Annotated in this window: 18 protein-coding genes; 14 read left to right on the plus strand and 4 right to left on the minus strand. The window is 70.4% G+C overall.

All coding sequences use genetic code 11. From position 1 onward, the window contains the following. Positions 1-39: 39 nt before the first annotated feature. From ABZV40_RS27320 to ABZV40_RS27330, 3 genes are read left to right on the plus strand one after another with little or no spacing between them, the layout of a single operon-like run. On the plus strand, positions 40-504 hold the full coding sequence (locus ABZV40_RS27320; RefSeq protein ID WP_355447322.1) for a Rieske (2Fe-2S) protein: 465 nt from the start codon (positions 40-42) through the stop codon (positions 502-504). A 42-nt stretch (positions 505-546) separates the two neighbouring features. Further along, positions 547-2463 (plus strand): excinuclease ABC subunit UvrC, encoded by a 1917-nt coding sequence (gene uvrC, locus ABZV40_RS27325; RefSeq protein WP_355447325.1) that lies wholly within the window; start codon positions 547-549, stop codon positions 2461-2463. Next, entirely contained in the window at positions 2463-3050 is a 588-nt protein-coding gene (locus tag ABZV40_RS27330) for an HD domain-containing protein (RefSeq protein WP_355447327.1), read from the plus strand. The genes uvrC and ABZV40_RS27330 overlap by 1 nt, the downstream gene beginning before the upstream one ends. Here the strand turns inward: ABZV40_RS27330 and ABZV40_RS27335 are convergent. Then, a complete protein-coding gene (locus ABZV40_RS27335) occupies positions 3032-3154 on the minus strand; it encodes a hypothetical protein (protein ID WP_355447330.1) in 123 nt (40 codons plus the stop codon). The two genes, ABZV40_RS27330 and ABZV40_RS27335, sit on opposite strands and share 19 nt — an antisense overlap. Positions 3155-3376: 222 nt before the next feature. Between ABZV40_RS27335 and rapZ the strand changes: the two genes are divergently transcribed. From rapZ to whiA, 3 genes are read left to right on the plus strand one after another with little or no spacing between them, the layout of a single operon-like run. After that, complete coding sequence (gene rapZ / locus ABZV40_RS27340; RefSeq protein WP_355447333.1) at positions 3377-4255, plus strand: RNase adapter RapZ; 879 nt, start codon at positions 3377-3379, stop codon at positions 4253-4255. A 5-nt stretch (positions 4256-4260) separates the two neighbouring features. Further along, positions 4261-5229 carry a uridine diphosphate-N-acetylglucosamine-binding protein YvcK gene (gene yvcK, locus ABZV40_RS27345; RefSeq protein ID WP_355447423.1) on the plus strand — a complete coding sequence of 323 codons (969 nt, stop codon included), beginning with the start codon at positions 4261-4263 and terminating at the stop codon, positions 5227-5229. Beyond that, positions 5220-6206 carry a DNA-binding protein WhiA gene (gene whiA, locus ABZV40_RS27350; protein ID WP_109637858.1) on the plus strand — a complete coding sequence of 329 codons (987 nt, stop codon included), beginning with the start codon at positions 5220-5222 and terminating at the stop codon, positions 6204-6206. Before yvcK ends, whiA begins: the two co-directional genes overlap by 10 nt. Before the next feature lie 128 nt (positions 6207-6334). Here whiA and ABZV40_RS27355 read toward each other — a convergent pair whose 3' ends face one another. Beyond that, positions 6335-8689 (minus strand): LuxR C-terminal-related transcriptional regulator, encoded by a 2355-nt coding sequence (locus tag ABZV40_RS27355; RefSeq protein WP_355447336.1) that lies wholly within the window; start codon positions 8687-8689, stop codon positions 6335-6337. Between the two features lie 123 nt (positions 8690-8812). Between ABZV40_RS27355 and ABZV40_RS27360 the strand changes: the two genes are divergently transcribed. From ABZV40_RS27360 to ABZV40_RS27385, 6 genes are all read left to right on the plus strand, one after another. Beyond that, positions 8813-9022 carry a hypothetical protein gene (locus ABZV40_RS27360; protein ID WP_355447339.1) on the plus strand — a complete coding sequence of 70 codons (210 nt, stop codon included), beginning with the start codon at positions 8813-8815 and terminating at the stop codon, positions 9020-9022. Positions 9023-9136: 114 nt separating this feature from the next. Continuing rightward, positions 9137-10141: a type I glyceraldehyde-3-phosphate dehydrogenase gene (gap, locus tag ABZV40_RS27365; protein ID WP_355447342.1), complete on the plus strand. Its 1005-nt coding sequence runs from the start codon at positions 9137-9139 to the stop codon at positions 10139-10141. Positions 10142-10161: 20 nt separating this feature from the next. Continuing rightward, positions 10162-11355 carry a phosphoglycerate kinase gene (locus tag ABZV40_RS27370; RefSeq protein WP_355447345.1) on the plus strand — a complete coding sequence of 398 codons (1194 nt, stop codon included), beginning with the start codon at positions 10162-10164 and terminating at the stop codon, positions 11353-11355. Further along, positions 11355-12143, plus strand: a complete 789-nt coding sequence (gene tpiA, locus ABZV40_RS27375; RefSeq protein ID WP_355447348.1) for a triose-phosphate isomerase — start codon at positions 11355-11357, stop codon at positions 12141-12143. The genes ABZV40_RS27370 and tpiA overlap by 1 nt, the downstream gene beginning before the upstream one ends. A gap of 95 nt (positions 12144-12238) precedes the next feature. Further along, a complete protein-coding gene (secG, locus tag ABZV40_RS27380) occupies positions 12239-12484 on the plus strand; it encodes a preprotein translocase subunit SecG (protein WP_355447351.1) in 246 nt (81 codons plus the stop codon). Between the two features lie 65 nt (positions 12485-12549). Next, positions 12550-12894 (plus strand): RNA polymerase-binding protein RbpA, encoded by a 345-nt coding sequence (locus ABZV40_RS27385; RefSeq protein WP_053738343.1) that lies wholly within the window; start codon positions 12550-12552, stop codon positions 12892-12894. Positions 12895-13004: 110 nt separating this feature from the next. On the opposite strand, the gene ABZV40_RS27390 is transcribed toward ABZV40_RS27385, so the two are convergent. After that, complete coding sequence (locus ABZV40_RS27390; RefSeq protein WP_355447354.1) at positions 13005-13754, minus strand: hypothetical protein; 750 nt, start codon at positions 13752-13754, stop codon at positions 13005-13007. A gap of 223 nt (positions 13755-13977) precedes the next feature. Between ABZV40_RS27390 and ABZV40_RS27395 the strand changes: the two genes are divergently transcribed. Together ABZV40_RS27395 and ABZV40_RS27400 are read left to right on the plus strand one after the other, a co-directional pair. Further along, positions 13978-14691, plus strand: a complete 714-nt coding sequence (locus ABZV40_RS27395; protein ID WP_355447357.1) for a hypothetical protein — start codon at positions 13978-13980, stop codon at positions 14689-14691. Then, positions 14688-16295 (plus strand): serine/threonine-protein kinase, encoded by a 1608-nt coding sequence (locus ABZV40_RS27400; RefSeq protein WP_355447360.1) that lies wholly within the window; start codon positions 14688-14690, stop codon positions 16293-16295. The genes ABZV40_RS27395 and ABZV40_RS27400 overlap by 4 nt, the downstream gene beginning before the upstream one ends. 111 nt (positions 16296-16406) lie before the next feature. Here the strand turns inward: ABZV40_RS27400 and ABZV40_RS27405 are convergent, their stop codons facing one another. Next, entirely contained in the window at positions 16407-17669 is a 1263-nt protein-coding gene (locus ABZV40_RS27405) for a histidine kinase (protein WP_355447363.1), read from the minus strand. Positions 17670-17703: the final 34 nt, after the last annotated feature.

Below are 17703 nucleotides of genomic sequence, written 5' to 3' on the forward strand. Positions count from 1 at the left end.
GGTGTGAACCCGGACACCCACCACCACGGAGGAACGGTCGTGAACACCGAAAGCCCGGTCAGCAGGCGGGCGGCGCTGTGCGGAATCGTCGTTGCCCTCGCCGTGCCCAGTGGCCTCGTGACCGCGTGCAGCTCCGGTTCAGCGGGCACCGGTTCCAGCGGCTCGACTCCTGAGAAGCAGAGCGGTTCCCAGACGACGGGATCCTCCGGCACCAAGCTCGTCGCGCTCGCGGACGTGCCGGAAGGCGGCGGCACCGTCGTCGACGGACCCGGTGGCAAGAAGATCGTCGTCGCCCGTGTTTCCGCCACCCAGGTCAAGGCCTACGACGCGACTTGCCCGCACCAGGGCGTGACGGTCGGGGAGCCCGCCGCCGGAACGATCACCTGTCCCGCGCACGGCAGCCAGTTCGGTGCCGCCGACGGCAAGGTGAAGAAGGGGCCCGCGACGTCGGGTCTGCGCGCCGTCGCCGTGAAGGTGGACGGCGAGCAAGTGGTGCTCGCCTGACCGTTTCCGTTTTTGTCGGACCCCGTCGTTAGTCTTGACGGCGTGGCAGATCCTTCGACGTACCGCCCCGCGGTGGGCACGATTCCCGAGGCTCCCGGCGTCTACAAGTTCCGCGACGCCGGTGGCCGGGTCGTGTACGTCGGCAAGGCGAAGAGCTTGCGCAGCAGGCTGAACTCGTACTTCGCGGATCTCGCCGGGCTGCACCCGCGCACCCGCCAGATGGTGACGACGGCGGCCTCCGTCGAGTGGACGGTGGTCACCACCGAGGTCGAGGCGCTCCAGCTCGAATACAACTGGATCAAGGAGTTCGACCCGCGGTTCAACGTCCGGTACCGCGACGACAAGTCGTATCCGGTGCTGGCGGTGACGTTGCACGAGGACTACCCGCGGCTGCACGTGTACCGCGGGCCGCGCAGGAAGGGCGTGCGGTACTTCGGTCCGTTCGCGCACGCGTGGGCGATCCGCGAGACGCTGGACCTGCTGTTGCGGGTGTTCCCGGCGCGCACCTGCTCCGCCGGTGTTTTCAAGCGGCACAACCAGATCGGGCGCCCCTGTCTGCTCGGGTACATCGACAAGTGCTCGGCGCCCTGCGTGGGCAAGGTCTCCGCGGACGAGCACCGGGCGATCGTCGAGGACTTCTGCGACTTCCTGGCGGGCAAGACGGACCACATGATCCGCCGCCTGGAGCGGGAGATGACCGCGGCGGCCGAGGAGCTGGAGTTCGAACGGGCGGCGCGCCTGCGCGACGACCTGGGCGCGCTGCGCCGCGCGATGGAGAAGCAGGCGGTCGTGCTGGGCGACGGCACGGACGCCGACGTGATGGCGTTCGCGCAGGACGAGCTGGAGGTGTCGGTCCAGGTGTTCCACGTCCGCGGCGGCCGGGTGCGCGGTCAGCGCGGCTGGGTGCTGGACAAGGTGGAGGCGGTCGACGACGCGGCGCTGGTCGACCAGTTCATCATGCAGTTCTACGGCGACAACACCGAGAGCACCCCGCGCGAGGTGCTGGTGCCCGTGCTGCCGGACGACGCGCCGGCGCTCGAAGACCTGCTGTCCGAACAGCGCGGCTCTCGCGTGGTTCTGCGCGTTCCGCAGCGCGGCGACAAGCGCGCTCTGATGGAAACGGTGGCGCGCAACGCCTCCGAGGCGTTCGCCCAGCACAAGCTCCGCCGCGCGGGCGACCTGACCGCGCGTTCCGCCGCCCTGCAGGAGCTGCAGGACGCGCTGGCGCTGGACACGGCTCCGTTGCGCATCGAGTGCATCGACATCAGCCACGTCCAGGGCACCGACGTGGTGGCGTCGCTGGTCGTCTTCGAGGACGGCCTGGCCCGCAAGTCCGAGTACCGCCGCTTCGCCATCCGCGAGGCCGCCACCGAGGGCGACGTGGCCTCGATCGCCGAGGTGGTCCGCCGCCGTTTCCAGGCGATGCTGCGCGAAACCGCGTCGGGCGGCCCGAACCCGGGCATCGACCCGGAGACCGGCAAGCCGCGCAAGTTCGCCTACCCGCCCAACCTCCTGGTGGTCGACGGCGCCGCGCCCCAGGCCGCCGCGGCCGCCGACGTCCTCGCCGAACTGGGCATCACCGACGTGGCGGTGGTGGGCCTCGCCAAGCGCCTGGAGGAGGTCTGGGTCCCCGGCGAGCCCGACCCGGTGATCCTGCCCCGCACCAGCGACGCCCTGTACCTGTTGCAGCGCGTCCGCGACGAGGCCCACCGCTTCGCCATCGCCTACCACCGCCAGAAGCGCTCGAAGCGCATGACGGCGTCCGAACTGGACGACGTGCCGGGCCTCGGCGAAACCCGCAAAGCCGCTCTGCTCAAGCACTTCGGCTCGGTCCGCAAACTCCGGCAGGCCACAGTGGACGAAATCAGCGGGGTGCCCGGCGTGGGCCGCCGCACCGCCGAGGCCGTGGTGGCCACACTCGCCTCGCCGTCTTCGTCGTCCTCGGAGGCGAAGTCCTGATGCCCCTGTCGCCCCGCGCGCACCAGGCCCTGACCGAGGACGCCGACCTGCGCCCGCTCCCCGCCGAAGCCGTTGCACCGCTGGAAGACCTGCAAGCGCCACCCCGCCTGGTCGCCCACCTCCGCGCGGTGCACGACGTGGCCTGCCAACTGGCGGACTGGGTCTCCCGGCACCACCCGGCCGCCACCTTCGACCGCGAAGCCGCCCTGTACGGCGCCGCCACCCACGACATCGGCAAGGTGCTGCACCCAGAAGAACTGTCCGGCCCCGGCTCACAGCACGAACCGGCGGGCCACGAACTGCTGCGCGCCCGCGGCGTGGACGAACGCCTCGCCCGCTTCGCCCGCACGCACGCCTCCTGGACCCCGGCGTCGAGCCTGGAAGAGCTCCTGGTCAGCCTCGCCGACAAGGTGTGGAAGGCCAAGCGCGTCGCGGACCTGGAGCAACTGGTGACCGCCCGCCTCGCGGTCGCGTCCGGCCAGGAGCCGTGGGAGGTCTTCATGACCCTGGACGACGAGCTGGACCGCCTCGCGTCCGGCGCCGACGCCAGGCTGGCGTTCCAGTCGAGCTACCCGGTGACGCCGTGACCGCCCAGCGCCGGCCGGCGGCACGACCGCGAGGGCCGCAGGATCCAGTTCCGCGCGACCAGCCGGACCCGCGTGCCGCGACCCCAGGCCTTCGCAGCGGCCACCCATCCCCACCTCCCGAGCGAGGAGCGGACCCGACCGGCCCGGCACCCGAGACGTCCACCCCCGCGGCGCGGACGTCTCAACTGCCGAACCTGCCGCGCGAACGCGCCGGATCGGTGGAGACTTTCCCGGGGAGACTCTCCCCCGGGGCGCGTCCGGTCGTGGCGCGGCCCCCAGCACAGCCCGAGAGCGTCAGCTCATGAACAGGTAACGGAGTCGTAGTCGTGAACGCGGAGAAGTCCGGCATCGAAGTCGCCGTGGTGACCGGGCTGTCCGGTGCGGGCCGCAGCACCGCGGCCAAGTGCCTGGAGGACCTCGGCTGGTTCGTCGTGGACAACCTGCCGCCGGAGCTCATCGCCACCATGGTCGAGCTCGGCGCGCAGGCGCGCGGGGCCATCACCAGGGTCGCGGTCGTCATGGACGTGCGCAGCCGCGCGTTCACCGAGGACCTGGCGGCCATCATCAAGGACCTCGACGCTCGCGGGTACAAGCCGCGGGTGCTGTTCCTCGAGGCCACCGACGCCGTGCTGATCCGCCGGTTCGAGGCGGTGCGGCGCGGTCATCCCATGCAGGCGGACGGGCGGTTGCAGGACGGCATCGAGGCCGAGCGGATCCTGCTCACGCCGCTCAAGCAGGAAGCCGACCTGGTGCTGGACACCTCCGCGCTGAGCGTGCACCAGCTGCGGGCGAAGATCGAGGACACGTTCGGCACCGAGGCCGCCACGCGCACCAGGGTCACGGTGCTGAGCTTCGGCTACAAGTACGGGCTGCCGATGGACGCGGACCTGGTCATGGACGTGCGGTTCCTGCCCAACCCGTTCTGGATCCCGGAGCTGCGGGAGCAGACGGGGCTCGACGGCGAGGTGCGCAACTACGTCCTCAGCCAGGAAGGGGCCGACGAGTTCCTCGACCGGTACCACGAGCTGCTCCGGCTCATCGGTGCCGGTTACCGCCGGGAGGGCAAGCGGTACCTGACGCTCGCCATCGGGTGCACCGGCGGCAAGCACCGCAGTGTGGCGCTGAGCGAGGAGCTGGCCGCGCGGCTGGCGAGCGAGGACGGCATGGCCGTCAAGGTCGTGCACAGGGATCTGGGACGCGAGTGACGAAGTTGAAGGCTGTTGCACTGGGTGGCGGACACGGGCTGCACGCGACGCTTAGTGCGCTCAAACGCGTCACCGACGACGTGACGGCCGTGGTGACCGTCGCGGACGACGGTGGCTCGTCCGGGCGGCTGCGGCGTGAGCTCTCCGATCTGCTGCCGCCGGGTGACCTGCGCAAGGCCATGGCGGCGCTGGCGGCGGAGGACGAGCAGAGCCGGCTCTGGACGTCCCTGTTCAAGCACCGGTTCGGCGGCACGGGTGCGCTCGCCGGCCACGCGGTCGGCAACCTGGTGATCGCCGGGCTGCTGGAGCAGCTCGGCGACCCGGTGGCGGTGCTCGACACGGCGTCGAGGCTGCTGGGCGTCCGCGGCCGGGTGCTGCCGATGTCGAACGAGCCGCTCGACATCGAGGCCGACGTCATCGGGCTGGACGAGGACGAGAAGGACGTGCGGCGCATCCGCGGGCAGGTCGCCATCGCGACCACGCCGGGGCTCGTGCAACGCATCCGGTTGACTGCCCCGAACGGGCGACCTGTCGGTTGTCCGGAAGCAGTACAGGCTGTACTTGATGCCGATCTCGTGGTACTCGGGCCCGGATCGTGGTTCACCAGCGTGTTGCCGCATCTGCTGGTGCCCGAACTGCACGACGCGCTCGTGCGCACGCGGGCGAGGAAGGTCCTGGTGCTCAATCTTGTCCCCCAACCGGGCGAAACCGCCGGTTTCTCTCCGGAGCGCCATTTGGACGTAGTCTGCGAACACGCACCCGAGCTGAAGGTGGACGCGGTGATCGCCGACGTCGACTCGGTCCCCACCCCGGACCGGCTGACGCGAGCCGCCTCGGCACTGGGCGCGCGGACGCATCTGGCCAAGATCGCCGCACCGGACGCCGCCGACCGGCATGATCCGGAGGCACTGGCCGGTTGCCTGAGGCAGGTGGTCGATGAGACCGGAGTGGGAGGGACAGGCCCGTGGCGATGACGTCGGCGGTCAAGGACGAGCTGAGCAGGCTCGCGGTATCCAAGACCTGTTGCCGCCGCGCGGAGGTGTCCTCTCTGCTGAGGTTCGCCGGTGGCCTGCACATCGTGTCCGGCCGCGTGGTCGTCGAGGCGGAGCTGGACCTCGGAAGTGCCGCTCGCAGGCTGCTCAAGGAGATCCAGGCTCTCTACGGTCACCACGCCGAGGTCTTCACCATCCAGTCGAACGGCCTGCGCAAGGGCACCCGGTACGTCGTCCGCGTGGTCAAGGACGGTGAGGGGCTCGCCCGCCAGACCGGTCTGCTCGACCCGCGCGGACGGCCTGTCCGCGGCCTGCCCGCGCCCGTGGTGTCAGGTGGCGTGTGCGACGCGGAGGCGGCGTGGCGCGGTGCGTTCCTCGCGCACGGCTCGCTGACCGAACCCGGTCGCAGCTCGTCGCTGGAGATCACCTGCCCCGGTCCGGAGGCGGCCCTCGCCCTGGTCGGTGCGGCGCGCCGGATGGGCATCTCGTCGAAGTCGCGCGAGGTCCGCGGCGCCGAGCGCGTGGTGATAAGGGACGGCGACGCCATCGGCGCGATGCTGACCAAGCTGGGCGCGCACGACAGCGTGCTGGCGTGGGAAGAGCGCCGGATGCGGCGTGAGGTCCGCGCCACGGCCAACCGCCTGGCCAACTTCGACGACGCGAACCTCCGTCGCTCGGCCCGCGCGGCCGTCGCCGCCGCGGCCAGGGTGGCCCGAGCCCTGGAGATCCTCGGCCCGGAGGCACCCGACCACCTGGCCGCCGCCGGTCAGCTCCGGCTCGCGCACCGCCAGGCGTCGCTGGAGGAGCTGGGCCAGCTGTCCGACCCGCAGATGACCAAGGACGCGGTCGCCGGCCGGATCAGGCGGCTGCTCGCCATGGCGGACAAGCGCGCCAAGGACCTGGGCCTGCCGGACACCGAGTCCGCGGTGACCGCGGAGATGCTCGAAGCCGAGGTCTGAGCACCCGGCAAGAAGCTCTGCACACAACTCGTCCAGGCGCGGCGCGCCTGCTGCTCGATGAAGGGCGCCTTCATCCACGTCAGGTGGATCAAGGCGCCCTTCATCGACAGCGAATGCCCGGCCGAGATCTAAGGTGCGTGGCGGCCCGCCCACACCGCGAGCTGCGCCCGTGACCGCAGGCCCAGCTTCGTGCGGGCGTGCGTCACGTGCCGGGCCACGGTGTGCGGCGAAATGCCCAGCCGCTGCCCGATCTGCCGGTTCGTCAGGCCTTCCGCCACCAACGTGGCGACGTGCCGCTCGCGTGCGGAGATCACGCCGTCGTCGTCCTCGGTGACGGGAGGCGCGGTCAGGGCGTAGGAAACGGCCTGCGCCAACGACATCCGCTCGCCGGTCGACTCCGCGGCGCGCAACCGCCCGGCCGTGATCCGGGTCCGGCAGACCGAGCGCGCCTCGTCCAGCAACGCCTGCCAGTAGGGTTCGGCGCGGAAGTCGAACCGGGTCCGCACCATGGAAGCCGCCGTGAGCAGCGACAGGGCGCGCTCGTCGTCGGAACCGACGCCCACCAGCCCGAGCGCCAGGCCTTCCAGCTCGTAGAACTGGTCCATCGGGTGCTCCGAGCCGGCCTCGAGGCTCTCCCGGAACAGGTCCACGGCCTCGGGATAGCTCTGCCGCGCCAACGCGATCGCGCCCGCGGTGTGCAGGGTCGGGTTGAGCAGGTGCGGCGCGCCCTCCAGCCGCACGAGCGTCAACGCCTCGCGCACCAGCGGGGCCGCGAGCTCCGGTTCGCCGTGCTGCAGCAACGTCCAGCCGTAGGAGTTCAACAGCACGCCTCGCGCGAGTTTGTCGTCGGAGCCGCGGAGGAGCTCGACGGCCTCGTCGAAGAGCCGCCAGGCCAGCTCCGGGTTGCCGGTGTGGGCCTCGGCCGACGCCAGCACCTCCAGCGCGCGGGCGAGCGTGCCGGGACGTGACGCGCCGGCGCGTTCGATCGCCACGGACTCCTGGGCGAAGCGTCGCGTCACGTGCCAGCCGCCGCGCACCCGGTGGTGCATGGCGGCCAGCACCGTCAGCACGCTGCGGTACGCGGGCGGCATCGGCTGGGACAGCGCGCGGTGCAGCAGCTCGGTGGGGGCGCCACGCGGCCCGCGCGGGGTCGACGTCCAGGCCGTGGCGACGATCGTGAGCGCGTGCCGCTGCCAGTCCCCGGTCTCCGCCGTGCGCGCCGCGGCCAGCTCGACCAGGCCGATGTTGCGGTCCAGCCGCAGCACGACCCGCGGTGCCGGGAAGAACGACGAGATCTCGGGCTCGACGACCGAGCACACCCAGTCCACCACCCGGTCGGCCACGACCGGGACGTCACCGTGCTCCGCGGCGCGTTCGCGGCAGTAGAGGCGGATCGACTCCAGCTGACGGAACGTGGTGTGGCCGGAGGACCGTTCGACCACCAGCAGGGACTTCTGCTCAAGGCTGGTCAGCAGCTCAAGAGCGTCCGGCACGTCGCACACCGCACTCGCGACGCCCAGGTCGAACGGCACGCCCAGCACCGCGAGGCGACGGCAAGCCGCCTGCTCGTCCTCCGACAGCAGGTCGTAGCTCCAGCCGATCGCCGCCCGCAGCGTGCGATGCCGGTCGTCGGACGCGCGCGGCCCCGCGGTCAGCAACGCCAGCCGGTCACCGAGCCTGGCCAGCACGTCGGCGGGGGACAGGACGGTGATGCGGCGCGCGGCCAGCTCGATGGCGAGCGGCATGCCGTCGAGCGACCGGCACACCGCTACGACGTCCGCGACGTTCGACGGGTCGACCTCGAACGAGCGGTCCACTGAGACGGCACGATCGCTGAACAGCTGCACCGCGTCGTAACGCAGGGCCTCGGCGACGCTCGCTCCGGCGGGCGGCAGCTCCAGCTCTCCCAGCGCGAAAACCTGCTCACCGGCCAGCCGCAGCGGCTCGCGGGACGTCACCAGGACGCGCAACCGGGGGCAGCAGGCCAGGAACTCGGACACCACGTCGGCGGCCTCGGCCAGCACGTGCTCGCAGTTGTCCAGCACGAGCAGCGGACGCCGGTGCTGGTCGATCTCGGCGATCACGGCGTCGCGCACCGAGCGGTTCGGCAGCGGGTGCGCACCGACCGCGTGGTAGATCTCCTGCACCACGTCCGACGCGGACGCCAGGGCCGTCCACCACACCTGATCTGCGCGTTTGGTCACGTGCTGGACCGCGAGCCTGGTCTTGCCCGACCCCGCCGGGCCGACCAGCGACACCAGCCGGTGCTCCGAGCACAGCCGCGCCAGTGCCGCGAGCTCCTCGCGGCGGCCCACGAACGTGTCGAGAGGCGCGGGCAGGGCCGCGTCATGTGGTGCGTCGCCGCGTGCCGAACTGCGCTCGCGATACGCGCGCTGACGGCACGCGTTGGAGCAGTAACGCCGTCCGGAGACCGCGTCGTCGAGCGGGTTTCCACATGTCAGGCAGGCGGCATTGGCCGTCATGGGGAATGACCGTACCGGTGCGTAACGGTCCGTAACACCCGCTGTTTCGGGGTATTGAAGGCTCCTTCGAAGGGCGGACATGATCCGGGCCGGTGCCGCCGCCACCAACCAGGAGGTCCGGTCATGACTGCACCAATCCGACAGCCGAACGTCTCCCTCGTGCCGCCGCAGGACCGGGAGGTGGTGGACGAGTGGATCACGCGCATCGTCGCCGTCGTCGGCAGGGACGCGCGCGAGCACAGCCCGGAGGCGTGCCGCACCGCCGCCGAGGCCGCGGAGGAACTGAGCGCGTACCTCTGGATGCTGCGCGCCCTGCGCCGCCGAACGGCCTAATCAGGGGCCATTTTTCTGGCTCGATCAAGAGATACGCACTATCCGTGTGACCAGCGGCGCAGTTCGACAGATAGGGTGGGCTTGTTCCTGCCAGTCGAACGCAAGGAGTCCGTCGTGACGGTTCGTGTAGGTGTCAACGGTTTCGGTCGCATCGGGCGCAATTTCTTCCGCGCCGTGAGGGCTGGCGGCCACGACATCGAGATCGTCGCGTTCAACGACCTCGGTGACGTCGCCACCATGGCTCACCTGCTGAAGTACGACAGCATTCTCGGTCGTCTGGACGCCGACGTGCAGGTCACCGACGAGGGCATCTCCGTCGACGGCAAGGTCATCAAGGCCCTGGCCGAGCGCGACCCCGGCGCCCTGCCGTGGAAGGACCTCGGCGTCGACGTCGTCGTCGAGTCGACCGGCTTCTTCACCGACGCCCCCGCCGCGCGCAAGCACGTCGACGAGGGTGGCGCCAAGAAGGTCATCATCTCCGCGCCGGCCAAGGGCGAGGACCTGACCATCGTCATCGGCGCGAACGAGGACAAGTACGACGGCTCGCAGACCGTCATCTCGAACGCGTCCTGCACCACGAACTGCCTCGCGCCGCTGGCCAAGGTCCTGCACGACAGCTTCGGCATCGAGCAGGGCCTCATGACCACGATCCACGCGTACACGCAGGACCAGAACCTGCAGGACGCGCCGCACAAGGACCTGCGCCGCGCCCGCGCCGCCGCGTTGAACATCGTGCCGACCTCGACCGGTGCCGCGAAGGCCATCGGCCTGGTGCTGCCGGAGCTCAACGGCAAGCTCGACGGCTACGCGCTGCGCGTGCCGATCCCCACCGGCTCGGCCACCGACCTGACGGTCACCCTCAAGCGCGAGGTCACCGTGGACGAGGTCAACGCCGCGTACAAGGCCGCCGCCGAAGGCCCGCTGGCCGGCATCCTGAAGTACTCGACCGACCCGATCGTGTCGGCCGACATCGTCACCGACCCGCACTCGTGCATCTACGACGCGCCGCTGACCAAGGTGATCGGCAACCAGGTCAAGGTCGTCGGCTGGTACGACAACGAGTGGGGCTACTCCAACCGCCTCGCGGACCTGGTCAAGCTCGTCGCGTCCAAGATCTGATCAGCGGGAACGGAAAGTCAGTGAAGACTCTCAGCGACCTGCTCGCGGAGGGTGTCGCGGGTCGGCGCGTCCTGGTGCGCGCCGACCTGAACGTCCCCCTCGACGGAGACAAGATCACCGACGACGGCCGCGTGCGCGCGTCGGTGCCGACGATCAAGGCCCTCGCCGACGCGGGTGCCCGCGTGATCGTCACCGCTCACCTCGGCCGCCCCAAGGGCGAGCCGGACCCCAAGTTCTCCCTGGCCCCGGCCGCCGCTCGCCTCGGTGAGCTGCTCGGCTCCGAGGTGGCGCTCGCGAAGGACCTGGTCGGTGAGTCCGCCAAGGCCGTCGTCGAGGCGCTCACCGACGGTGGCGTCGTGATGCTGGAGAACGTCCGCTTCGACGCCCGCGAGACCTCGAAGGACGACGCCGAGCGCGCGGCCCTGGCCGAGGAGCTGGCGGCGTTCGCGGACGCGTTCGTGTCCGACGGCTTCGGTGTCGTGCACCGCAAGCAGGCCTCGGTCTACGACGTGGCGAAGAAGCTGCCCGCGTACGTCGGCGGTCTCGTGGAGACCGAGCTCGGCGTGCTGCGCAAGCTCACCGACGACCTGGAGCGCCCGTACGTCGTGGTGCTCGGCGGCGCGAAGGTGTCCGACAAGCTCGGCGTCATCGCGAACCTGCTGACCAAGGTCGACAAGCTGCTGATCGGCGGCGGCATGGCGTACACGTTCCTCAAGGCCCAGGGCCACGAGGTCGGCACGTCGCTGCTGCAGGAAGACCAGCTCGACCAGGTGCGCGGGTTCCTCGCGGAGGCCGAGAAGCGCGGCGTCGAGCTCGTGCTGCCGGTCGACGTGCTGGTGACGGCCGAGTTCGGCAAGCCGGAGCACGAGGTCGTCGGCACCGACGCGATCCCCGCGGACAAGATGGGCCTCGACATCGGCCCGAAGTCGCGGGAGCTGTTCACGTCGAAGCTCGCCGACGCCAAGACCGTGTTCTGGAACGGCCCGATGGGCGTCTTCGAGATCGAGACCTACGCCGGCGGCACCCGTGCCGTCGCCGAGGCCCTCGTGAAGTCCGACGCGTTCACCGTGGTCGGCGGTGGCGACTCGGCGGCCGCGGTGCGCGCACTGGGTCTGCCCGAGGACGGTTTCTCGCACATTTCCACGGGCGGCGGTGCCTCCCTGGAGTTCCTCGAAGGCAAGGAACTCCCCGGCATCAGCGTTTTGGAGTCCTGATGGCAGCCCGGCTCCCGCTGATCGCGGGCAACTGGAAGATGAACCTCAACCACCTCGAAGCGATCGGCCTCGTGCAGAAGATCGCCTTCTCCCTGCCGGAGAAGTACTTCGCCAAGGTCGAGGTGGCCGTTCTCCCGCCGTTCGTCGACATCCGCAGCGTCCAGACGCTGGTCGACGGCGACAAGCTGCTGATCAAGTACGGCGCGCAGGACATCTCGCAGCACGACTCCGGTGCCTACACCGGTGAGGTGTCCGGCCCGATGCTGAAGAAGCTCGGCTGCCACTACGTGGTGGTCGGGCACTCCGAGCGTCGCGAGTACCACGGCGAGACGGACGCGCTGGTCAACGCCAAGATCAAGGCGGCGCTGAAGGTCGAGGTCACCCCGATCTTCTGCTTCGGCGAGAAGCTGGAGACCCGCGAGGCCAAGGGCCACCTGGAGCTGGTGCGCCAGCAGCTGGAGGACGGGCTCGCCGGCTTCACCGCCGAGCAGGTCGCCAAGATCGTGTTCGCCTACGAGCCGGTCTGGGCGATCGGCACCGGCCGCACGGCGTCCTCGGCCGACGCGCAGGAGGTGTGCTCGCTGGTCCGCTCGTTCGTGGCGGAGAAGTACGGCGAGGAGACCGCGGCCGTGGTCCGGGTGCTTTACGGCGGTTCGGTGAAGTCGTCGAACATCGGTGAGCTGATTCAGCAGAAGGACATCGACGGCGCTCTCGTGGGCGGCGCGAGCCTTCAGGCGGACGAATTCACCAAGCTGTGCGCCCTGGCCGCAGGCGGGCCTCTACCCTAAGTTGATCTGAATAAACCCGCACACCCAAGTGGTTGCACACGTTCGGCAGTCGAACAGGTACTCTATGGCGTCGGCTGCCTGTCAGTGAGGAAGAAATGGTCCTGTTCCTGCAGATCCTGTTGATCGTCTCCAGCGTGCTGCTGGTGCTGCTCGTGCTGCTGCACCGCGGTCGTGGTGGCGGCCTTTCTTCGCTGTTCGGCGGCGGCATGCAGTCGAGTCTGTCCGGTTCCTCCGTCGTGGAGAAGAACCTCGACCGCCTGACGCTGTTCGTCGGGGCGGTCTGGGTGATCGCGATCGTGGGCATCGGACTGCTGATCAAGCTGCCCGGCGCGGGCAGCTGATCTCCGTTCAGCGGCAGAAGCCCCTCGGGGCTTGGGGTAACCACTTGGTGGGGGTGTAACGGTCGATGTCCGGTGGTAACGCGATTCGCGGTACCCGCGTCGGCGCAGGCCCGATGGGTGAGTCGGAGCGCGGCGAGTCCGCGCCCCGCCGTCGGGTGTCGTACTGGTGCGCGAACGGTCACGAGTCCCGGCCATCTTTCGCGGTCGACGCGGAGATTCCGGAGAACTGGGACTGCCCGCGTTGCGGCCTGCCGGCAGGGCGGGACGAGCAGACGCCACCCGCGCCTCCGCGCAACGAGCCGTACAAGACGCACCTTGCGTACGTGAAGGAGCGGCGCTCCGACGCGGACGGCGAGGCGATCCTCGAAGAGGCTCTCGCCAAGCTGCGCCGCCAGCGCGAAGAGCCGTAGACCCGGCTCGGTCAACAGCTTCAACGCGAAAGGCCCCCTCGCCGCAGTGAGGGGGCCTTTCGCGTGCCTTTTTCGCGTTGTCAGAGGAAACGCGGGGCCCCCGCGTTCCGTCAGCGGCGCAGGCCGGTGAACTGGCGGCGCAGCATTGCGGCGCCGACCAGCAGGAAGAACAGCAGCACCACGAGCGTGCTGGTCGTGCCGCCGGACGAGCTGGACAGCGTCACGTCGACGTTGCCGACGAGCACGATGCCGCACTCCGCGCGCACGACGTGCCGTCCCGGTTCGATGTTCGCGAACTTCACCGGCGAGGTGAACTCGCCCTTGTCGTTCGCGACGGTCTTGCCGACCTCCTCGCCGAGCGAGTGCAGGGTCACGTCGGCACCGTTCGGGCAGCCCGTTCCGGTCGCGGTCAGGTCCTCGCCGGGCTGGATGTTGTCCTTGTCCAGCACCAGCACGCCGTCACCGGGGCCGGACGACGTGGTGGAGGAGGACGAGGTCTGCGAGGACGACGACGGCGTGTCCGTGGTCGTGGTGGTGGTCGGGGGAGTGGTCGTGACCGGCGGGCGCGTCACGGGCGGGTTGGTCACCGGCGGGTTCGTCACTGGCGGCTGGGTGACGGGCGGCTGGGTCGTCGTGGTCGTCGGTGGCACGACGACGCGAAACGCGGTGCCCGCGCTGCCGCACTTCAGGTTCGACGACTGGGCGGTGAGCTTGTGGCTACCCGCCGTGGTGCCCGCGGGCACGGTGGCGCCCACCGAGCCGCTCGCGCTGGAGGCCGCGGTGGCGATCTGGGTGCCGTCGAGCGCGAAGGCGATGGTGACGGCACGACACGTCGTGAATCCGCTCCAGGAAATGGTCACGGGGCCACCGGCTGTGGCAGGCTGCGGCGCCGCGGTCAGCACGGCCGGAGGTACCGGCGTGGTCGTCTGGGCTGCCGCCGGTGTGGCGCTCAGCACCGTAACACCGGCTGCAACAGCCACGAGTAAGTCTGAAGACCGCATTCCCTCTCCCCGGATCAGAACCTAAGGTGCGCTAGTGAGACGTCGCTTGGCCGGTGCAGGTTTACTGCTGTGCTGCGGAATTATGCTGCTGCCGTCAACGGCCTTCGCGCAGGACGGGTCCGTGCAGCTCGAGGCCGATGTGGACGGTAGGCCGGTCGGCGTAGGAACCCTCGTGCTCGACCCGGCGAAGACCGCCAAGGTCGCCATCACGGTCCGCAACAACACGAACACGCCGCAGCACGTGAAGACCGTGCGGATCAGCGGAACGGCGCTCGCGCTGACCTTCTTCTCCTACGACACAACGGTTCCGTTCGACGTGGCGCCGAAGTCGGAGCAGAGCCGCTCGTTCCCGCTGGAGCCGTCGGACCTGGGCACGCAGGCGCTCGGTCTCCTTCCGGTCACGGTTGAGGTCATCGATCAGCAACGGGAGACGATCGCGTCCCTGGAGACGACCGGGGACGTGCGAGGCTCGCTCTGGTCGGTGTACGGGGCGTTCGGGCTGGGAGTGCTGGTGCTGACGGGGTTGTCGTGGGCGGGTGCCCTGATCGCCCTGGCGCGCCGCCGGCTGCCCCCGAACCGCTGGCAGCGGGCCATGAGGTTCCTGCCGGCCGGTGTCGGGACCGGGCTGGTCGCGGTGATCTCGTTGTCGGTGCTGCGGTTGGTGGCGCCGTCGCCCACAGCCGAGATCCCGTTCATCGTCGGTGCGGCCGCTGCCGCGTTGCTTCTCGGCTACGTGACACCGCATCCGGGTGAGCAGCAACCGTCCGAAGTGGATACCGTGAGGATTCGACGTTGACTTTGTCGAGTGTGGTCGCCGCCCTGCCGCAGTACGCGATCGGCGAGCAGATCGGCGAGGGCGGGATGGGCGTCGTCTACGGCGGTGTGCACCGTCAGCTCGGGCGTCCCGTGGCGATCAAGCGGCTGCCGCACGCGGTGGCCGAGGACCCGCGGATGAGCGAGCGCTTCGAGCACGAGGCGCGGCTGCTGGCCCGGCTCGACCACCCGCACATCGTCCCGGTCTACGACTACGTGCGGCAGCAGGGCGAGCACCTGCTGGTGATGGAACGGCTCGACGGTGGCACGGTCTGGTCGCGGTTCTCGACCGACGGTCTCACCGCGCAGCAGTCGTGCGCGATCGTGCTGGCGACGCTGTCCGGGCTGCACGCCGCGCACGAGGCCGGCGTGCTGCACCTCGACGTCAAGCCGAAGAACCTGCTCTTCACCTCCAGCGGGCTGGTGAAGGTGGCGGACTTCGGCATCTCGCAGGTCGTGTCGGAGGGTGCGACGCTCGTGACGCACGGCGGCGCGGTGCTCGGCACGCCCGCCTACATCGCGCCGGAACAGGCGATGGGCAACGCGCTCACGCCCGCCGCCGACGTCTACGCGACCGGCACGGTGCTGTACGAGCTGCTGTCCGGCGACCTGCCGTTCGAACGCGGCGGCGGGCCGATCGCGATGATCCAGAAGCGGGTGTACCAGGATCCGCGGCCGTTGCGGAACGTGCCGGAACCCCTTGCGGGCGTGGTGATGCGCAGCATCGCGCGGGACCCGGACGCCCGCTACCGCAACGCCGAGACGTTCGCGATCGACCTGGCGGCCGCGGCGGGTCATCTCTTCGGGCCGGACTGGCTGCCCCGGCTCGGCATGCCCGTGCACCTCGCGCCGCAGGTGTCGGCGTCGTCCACCCGTCCGTCGCTGCGGCCGGTCGAGCGCGACACCGTGTCGCTCACGCAGCAGCCGATCCGGGCCACGCTGGTCGACCCGGTCCCGGCCGCGCGGCTGAGCGGCAGCAGCACGCTGGTGCCGGCCGCGTCGGTGCTCAAGCCGCCGTCCACGCCGTGGGCGCTGTGGCTGGTGGCCGCGCTCGCGTTGCTGGCGCTCGCGGTCGTGCCGTTCGTGGCGGGCGGTCAGCTCGGCAAGGTCATCACCCAGGACCTCGCCGACCCGGTGAACGTCGAGGGCACCCGGCTTTCCGTGACGCTGGCGGGGATTCCGCTCGCGGACGTGACCGAGCGAGGGCCGACGGGCTTCGTGCTCCCCGGCGCCACGCGGTGGATCGTCGGCGGCGTGGTGACGGCGAAGGTCGACGGGCCGGACGGGGTGTTCCTGCTCGGGTCCAACCGGACGCCGTGGCTCAGCCTCATGGGCACCGGCTCGGCGTTGCTGCTGCTCTTCACGCTCGCGTACCTGGAGTCGAACCTGCGGGCGTTGCGGCGCCGGCAGACCGGCGTGGCCGCGGTGATCGCGTCGGTGCCGCTCGGGTTCGGGTTCGGCCTCGCCGTGTGGCTGCTCATCTCCGTGTTGCTGAAGCACGAGCCGACGATGCCCATCGCCCTGACGTGCGGTGTGCTCGGCGCGGCGGCGGCGATCAGCGCCTCGCTCGCGTCCAGGCCCCGCTGACTCGCCGTCTGGTGAGGTGGATGAAGGGCTCCTTCCTCCACCTGGTGTGGATGAAGGAGCCCTTCATCCACGTAGCTGCCCGGCAGACGGGGTTACGCGGACAGGCAGCGCTCAGTTCGAACCAGAGCGCTGCCTCGGGAACGACGCCATCACGACGAAGCCGCCCTCTTCGGTCGGCCCCGCGGAGAACTCGCCCCCGAGCAGCGTGGCGCGCTCGCGCAGGCCCACCAGGCCGTGACCTCCGCTGGGCAGCGACGGCTGGGCCGGCGAGGGCGTCCCCGCGGTGTTGCGCACCTCGACCAGCACGTCGTCGGAGTCGGCGTCGACGAGGACGGTCGCGCTCGCTCCGGCGGCGTGCTTGCGGATGTTGGTCAGCGCCTCCTGGACCGTCCGGTAGACGGCGCCGGCCACCGGTGCGGCCAGGTCGTCGACCGGGCCCTTGACCTGCATGGACACCTCGAAGCCCGCGTCGGCGGCGAGCTCGGGCAGCTCGTCGACGCCCGGCTGGCTGTCCTCGGTCGTGCGCAGGACGGACACGAGCTGACGGAGCTCGTCGAGAGTGCGGGTCGACAACGTGCGGATGGTGCCCGCGACCTGCTTGTGCTCGGCGTCGGCCACGGCCATGCGCAGCGCGCCCGCCTGCATCGCGATGAGGCTCACCTGGTGTGACACCACGTCGTGCATCTCGCGGGCGAGCTTTGCCCGTTCGTCGGCTCTGATGGCGTGCGCGTGCAGCACGCGTTCGCGTTCCCGCGACTCGGCGAGCTCGGTGATGCGGTCGGCCAGCTCCTGCCGGGCGTGCGCCAGCAGGGCGATCGCGATCGGCAGGCCGATCACCAGGAAGCCGTAGATCGCCGAGTGGAAGTGGCCGGAGATCGGGGTCTTGGTGAACTCCGACGGCGGCCAGGTCATGAAGCGGCACGACCACACGAGCACGCCGGCCACGACGGTCTGCCAGCCGGTGATGTACCGGCGCGCGACCGTGTAGAGGGCGATCATCGCGGCCATCTGCGCCCAGCCGGTGAAGAAGCCGGGGATGGTCAGCACCAGCACCACGAACGGGAAGCGGCGGCGCCCGACCAGCGCGGCGACCGCGAGCCAGTTGAACCACTCCTGGTAGGGCTCGACGGCGGGGAAGTTCGGGTCCGGCGGCAGCGCCTTGAGCCACTGCGACTTCAGCCAGACGTCGAGCAGCGCGACGAGGATCATCGCCAGGTCGATCAGGACCTGTCGGCGGTTGCCGCGCAGCGACCAGCGCGAGCCGGCCTCCGCGCCCTCGGCGCGTCTGGCCGGAAGCAGCGTGGCGGTCAGGATCCGACCTCCCTTGTGAGCCTTCCGGCCCTCACCGTACTGCGCGTATGTCGCGGTTGGCATAACTGCTGCCCCTTTGCCCCGACCTGCCCCGTCA

Source organism: Lentzea sp. NPDC004782, from assembly GCF_040609115.1.
Lineage (GTDB): Bacteria > Actinomycetota > Actinomycetes > Mycobacteriales > Pseudonocardiaceae > Lentzea.

Bases quoted from the DNA above. Each gene is read 5' to 3' on its own strand.
- ABZV40_RS27330 (WP_355447327.1), top strand. From the start codon at position 2,463: ATGCCCCTGTCGCCCCGCGCGCACCAGGCCCTGACCGAGGACGCCGAC.
- ABZV40_RS27355 (WP_355447336.1), bottom strand. From the start codon at position 8,689: ATGACGGCCAATGCCGCCTGCCTGACATGTGGAAACCCGCTCGACGAC.
- ABZV40_RS27360 (WP_355447339.1), top strand. From the start codon at position 8,813: ATGACTGCACCAATCCGACAGCCGAACGTCTCCCTCGTGCCGCCGCAG.
- tpiA (WP_355447348.1), top strand. From the start codon at position 11,355: ATGGCAGCCCGGCTCCCGCTGATCGCGGGCAACTGGAAGATGAACCTC.
- secG (WP_355447351.1), top strand. From the start codon at position 12,239: ATGGTCCTGTTCCTGCAGATCCTGTTGATCGTCTCCAGCGTGCTGCTG.
- ABZV40_RS27385 (WP_053738343.1), top strand. From the start codon at position 12,550: ATGTCCGGTGGTAACGCGATTCGCGGTACCCGCGTCGGCGCAGGCCCG.
- ABZV40_RS27395 (WP_355447357.1), top strand. From the start codon at position 13,978: ATGCTGCTGCCGTCAACGGCCTTCGCGCAGGACGGGTCCGTGCAGCTC.
- ABZV40_RS27405 (WP_355447363.1), bottom strand. From the start codon at position 17,669: ATGCCAACCGCGACATACGCGCAGTACGGTGAGGGCCGGAAGGCTCAC.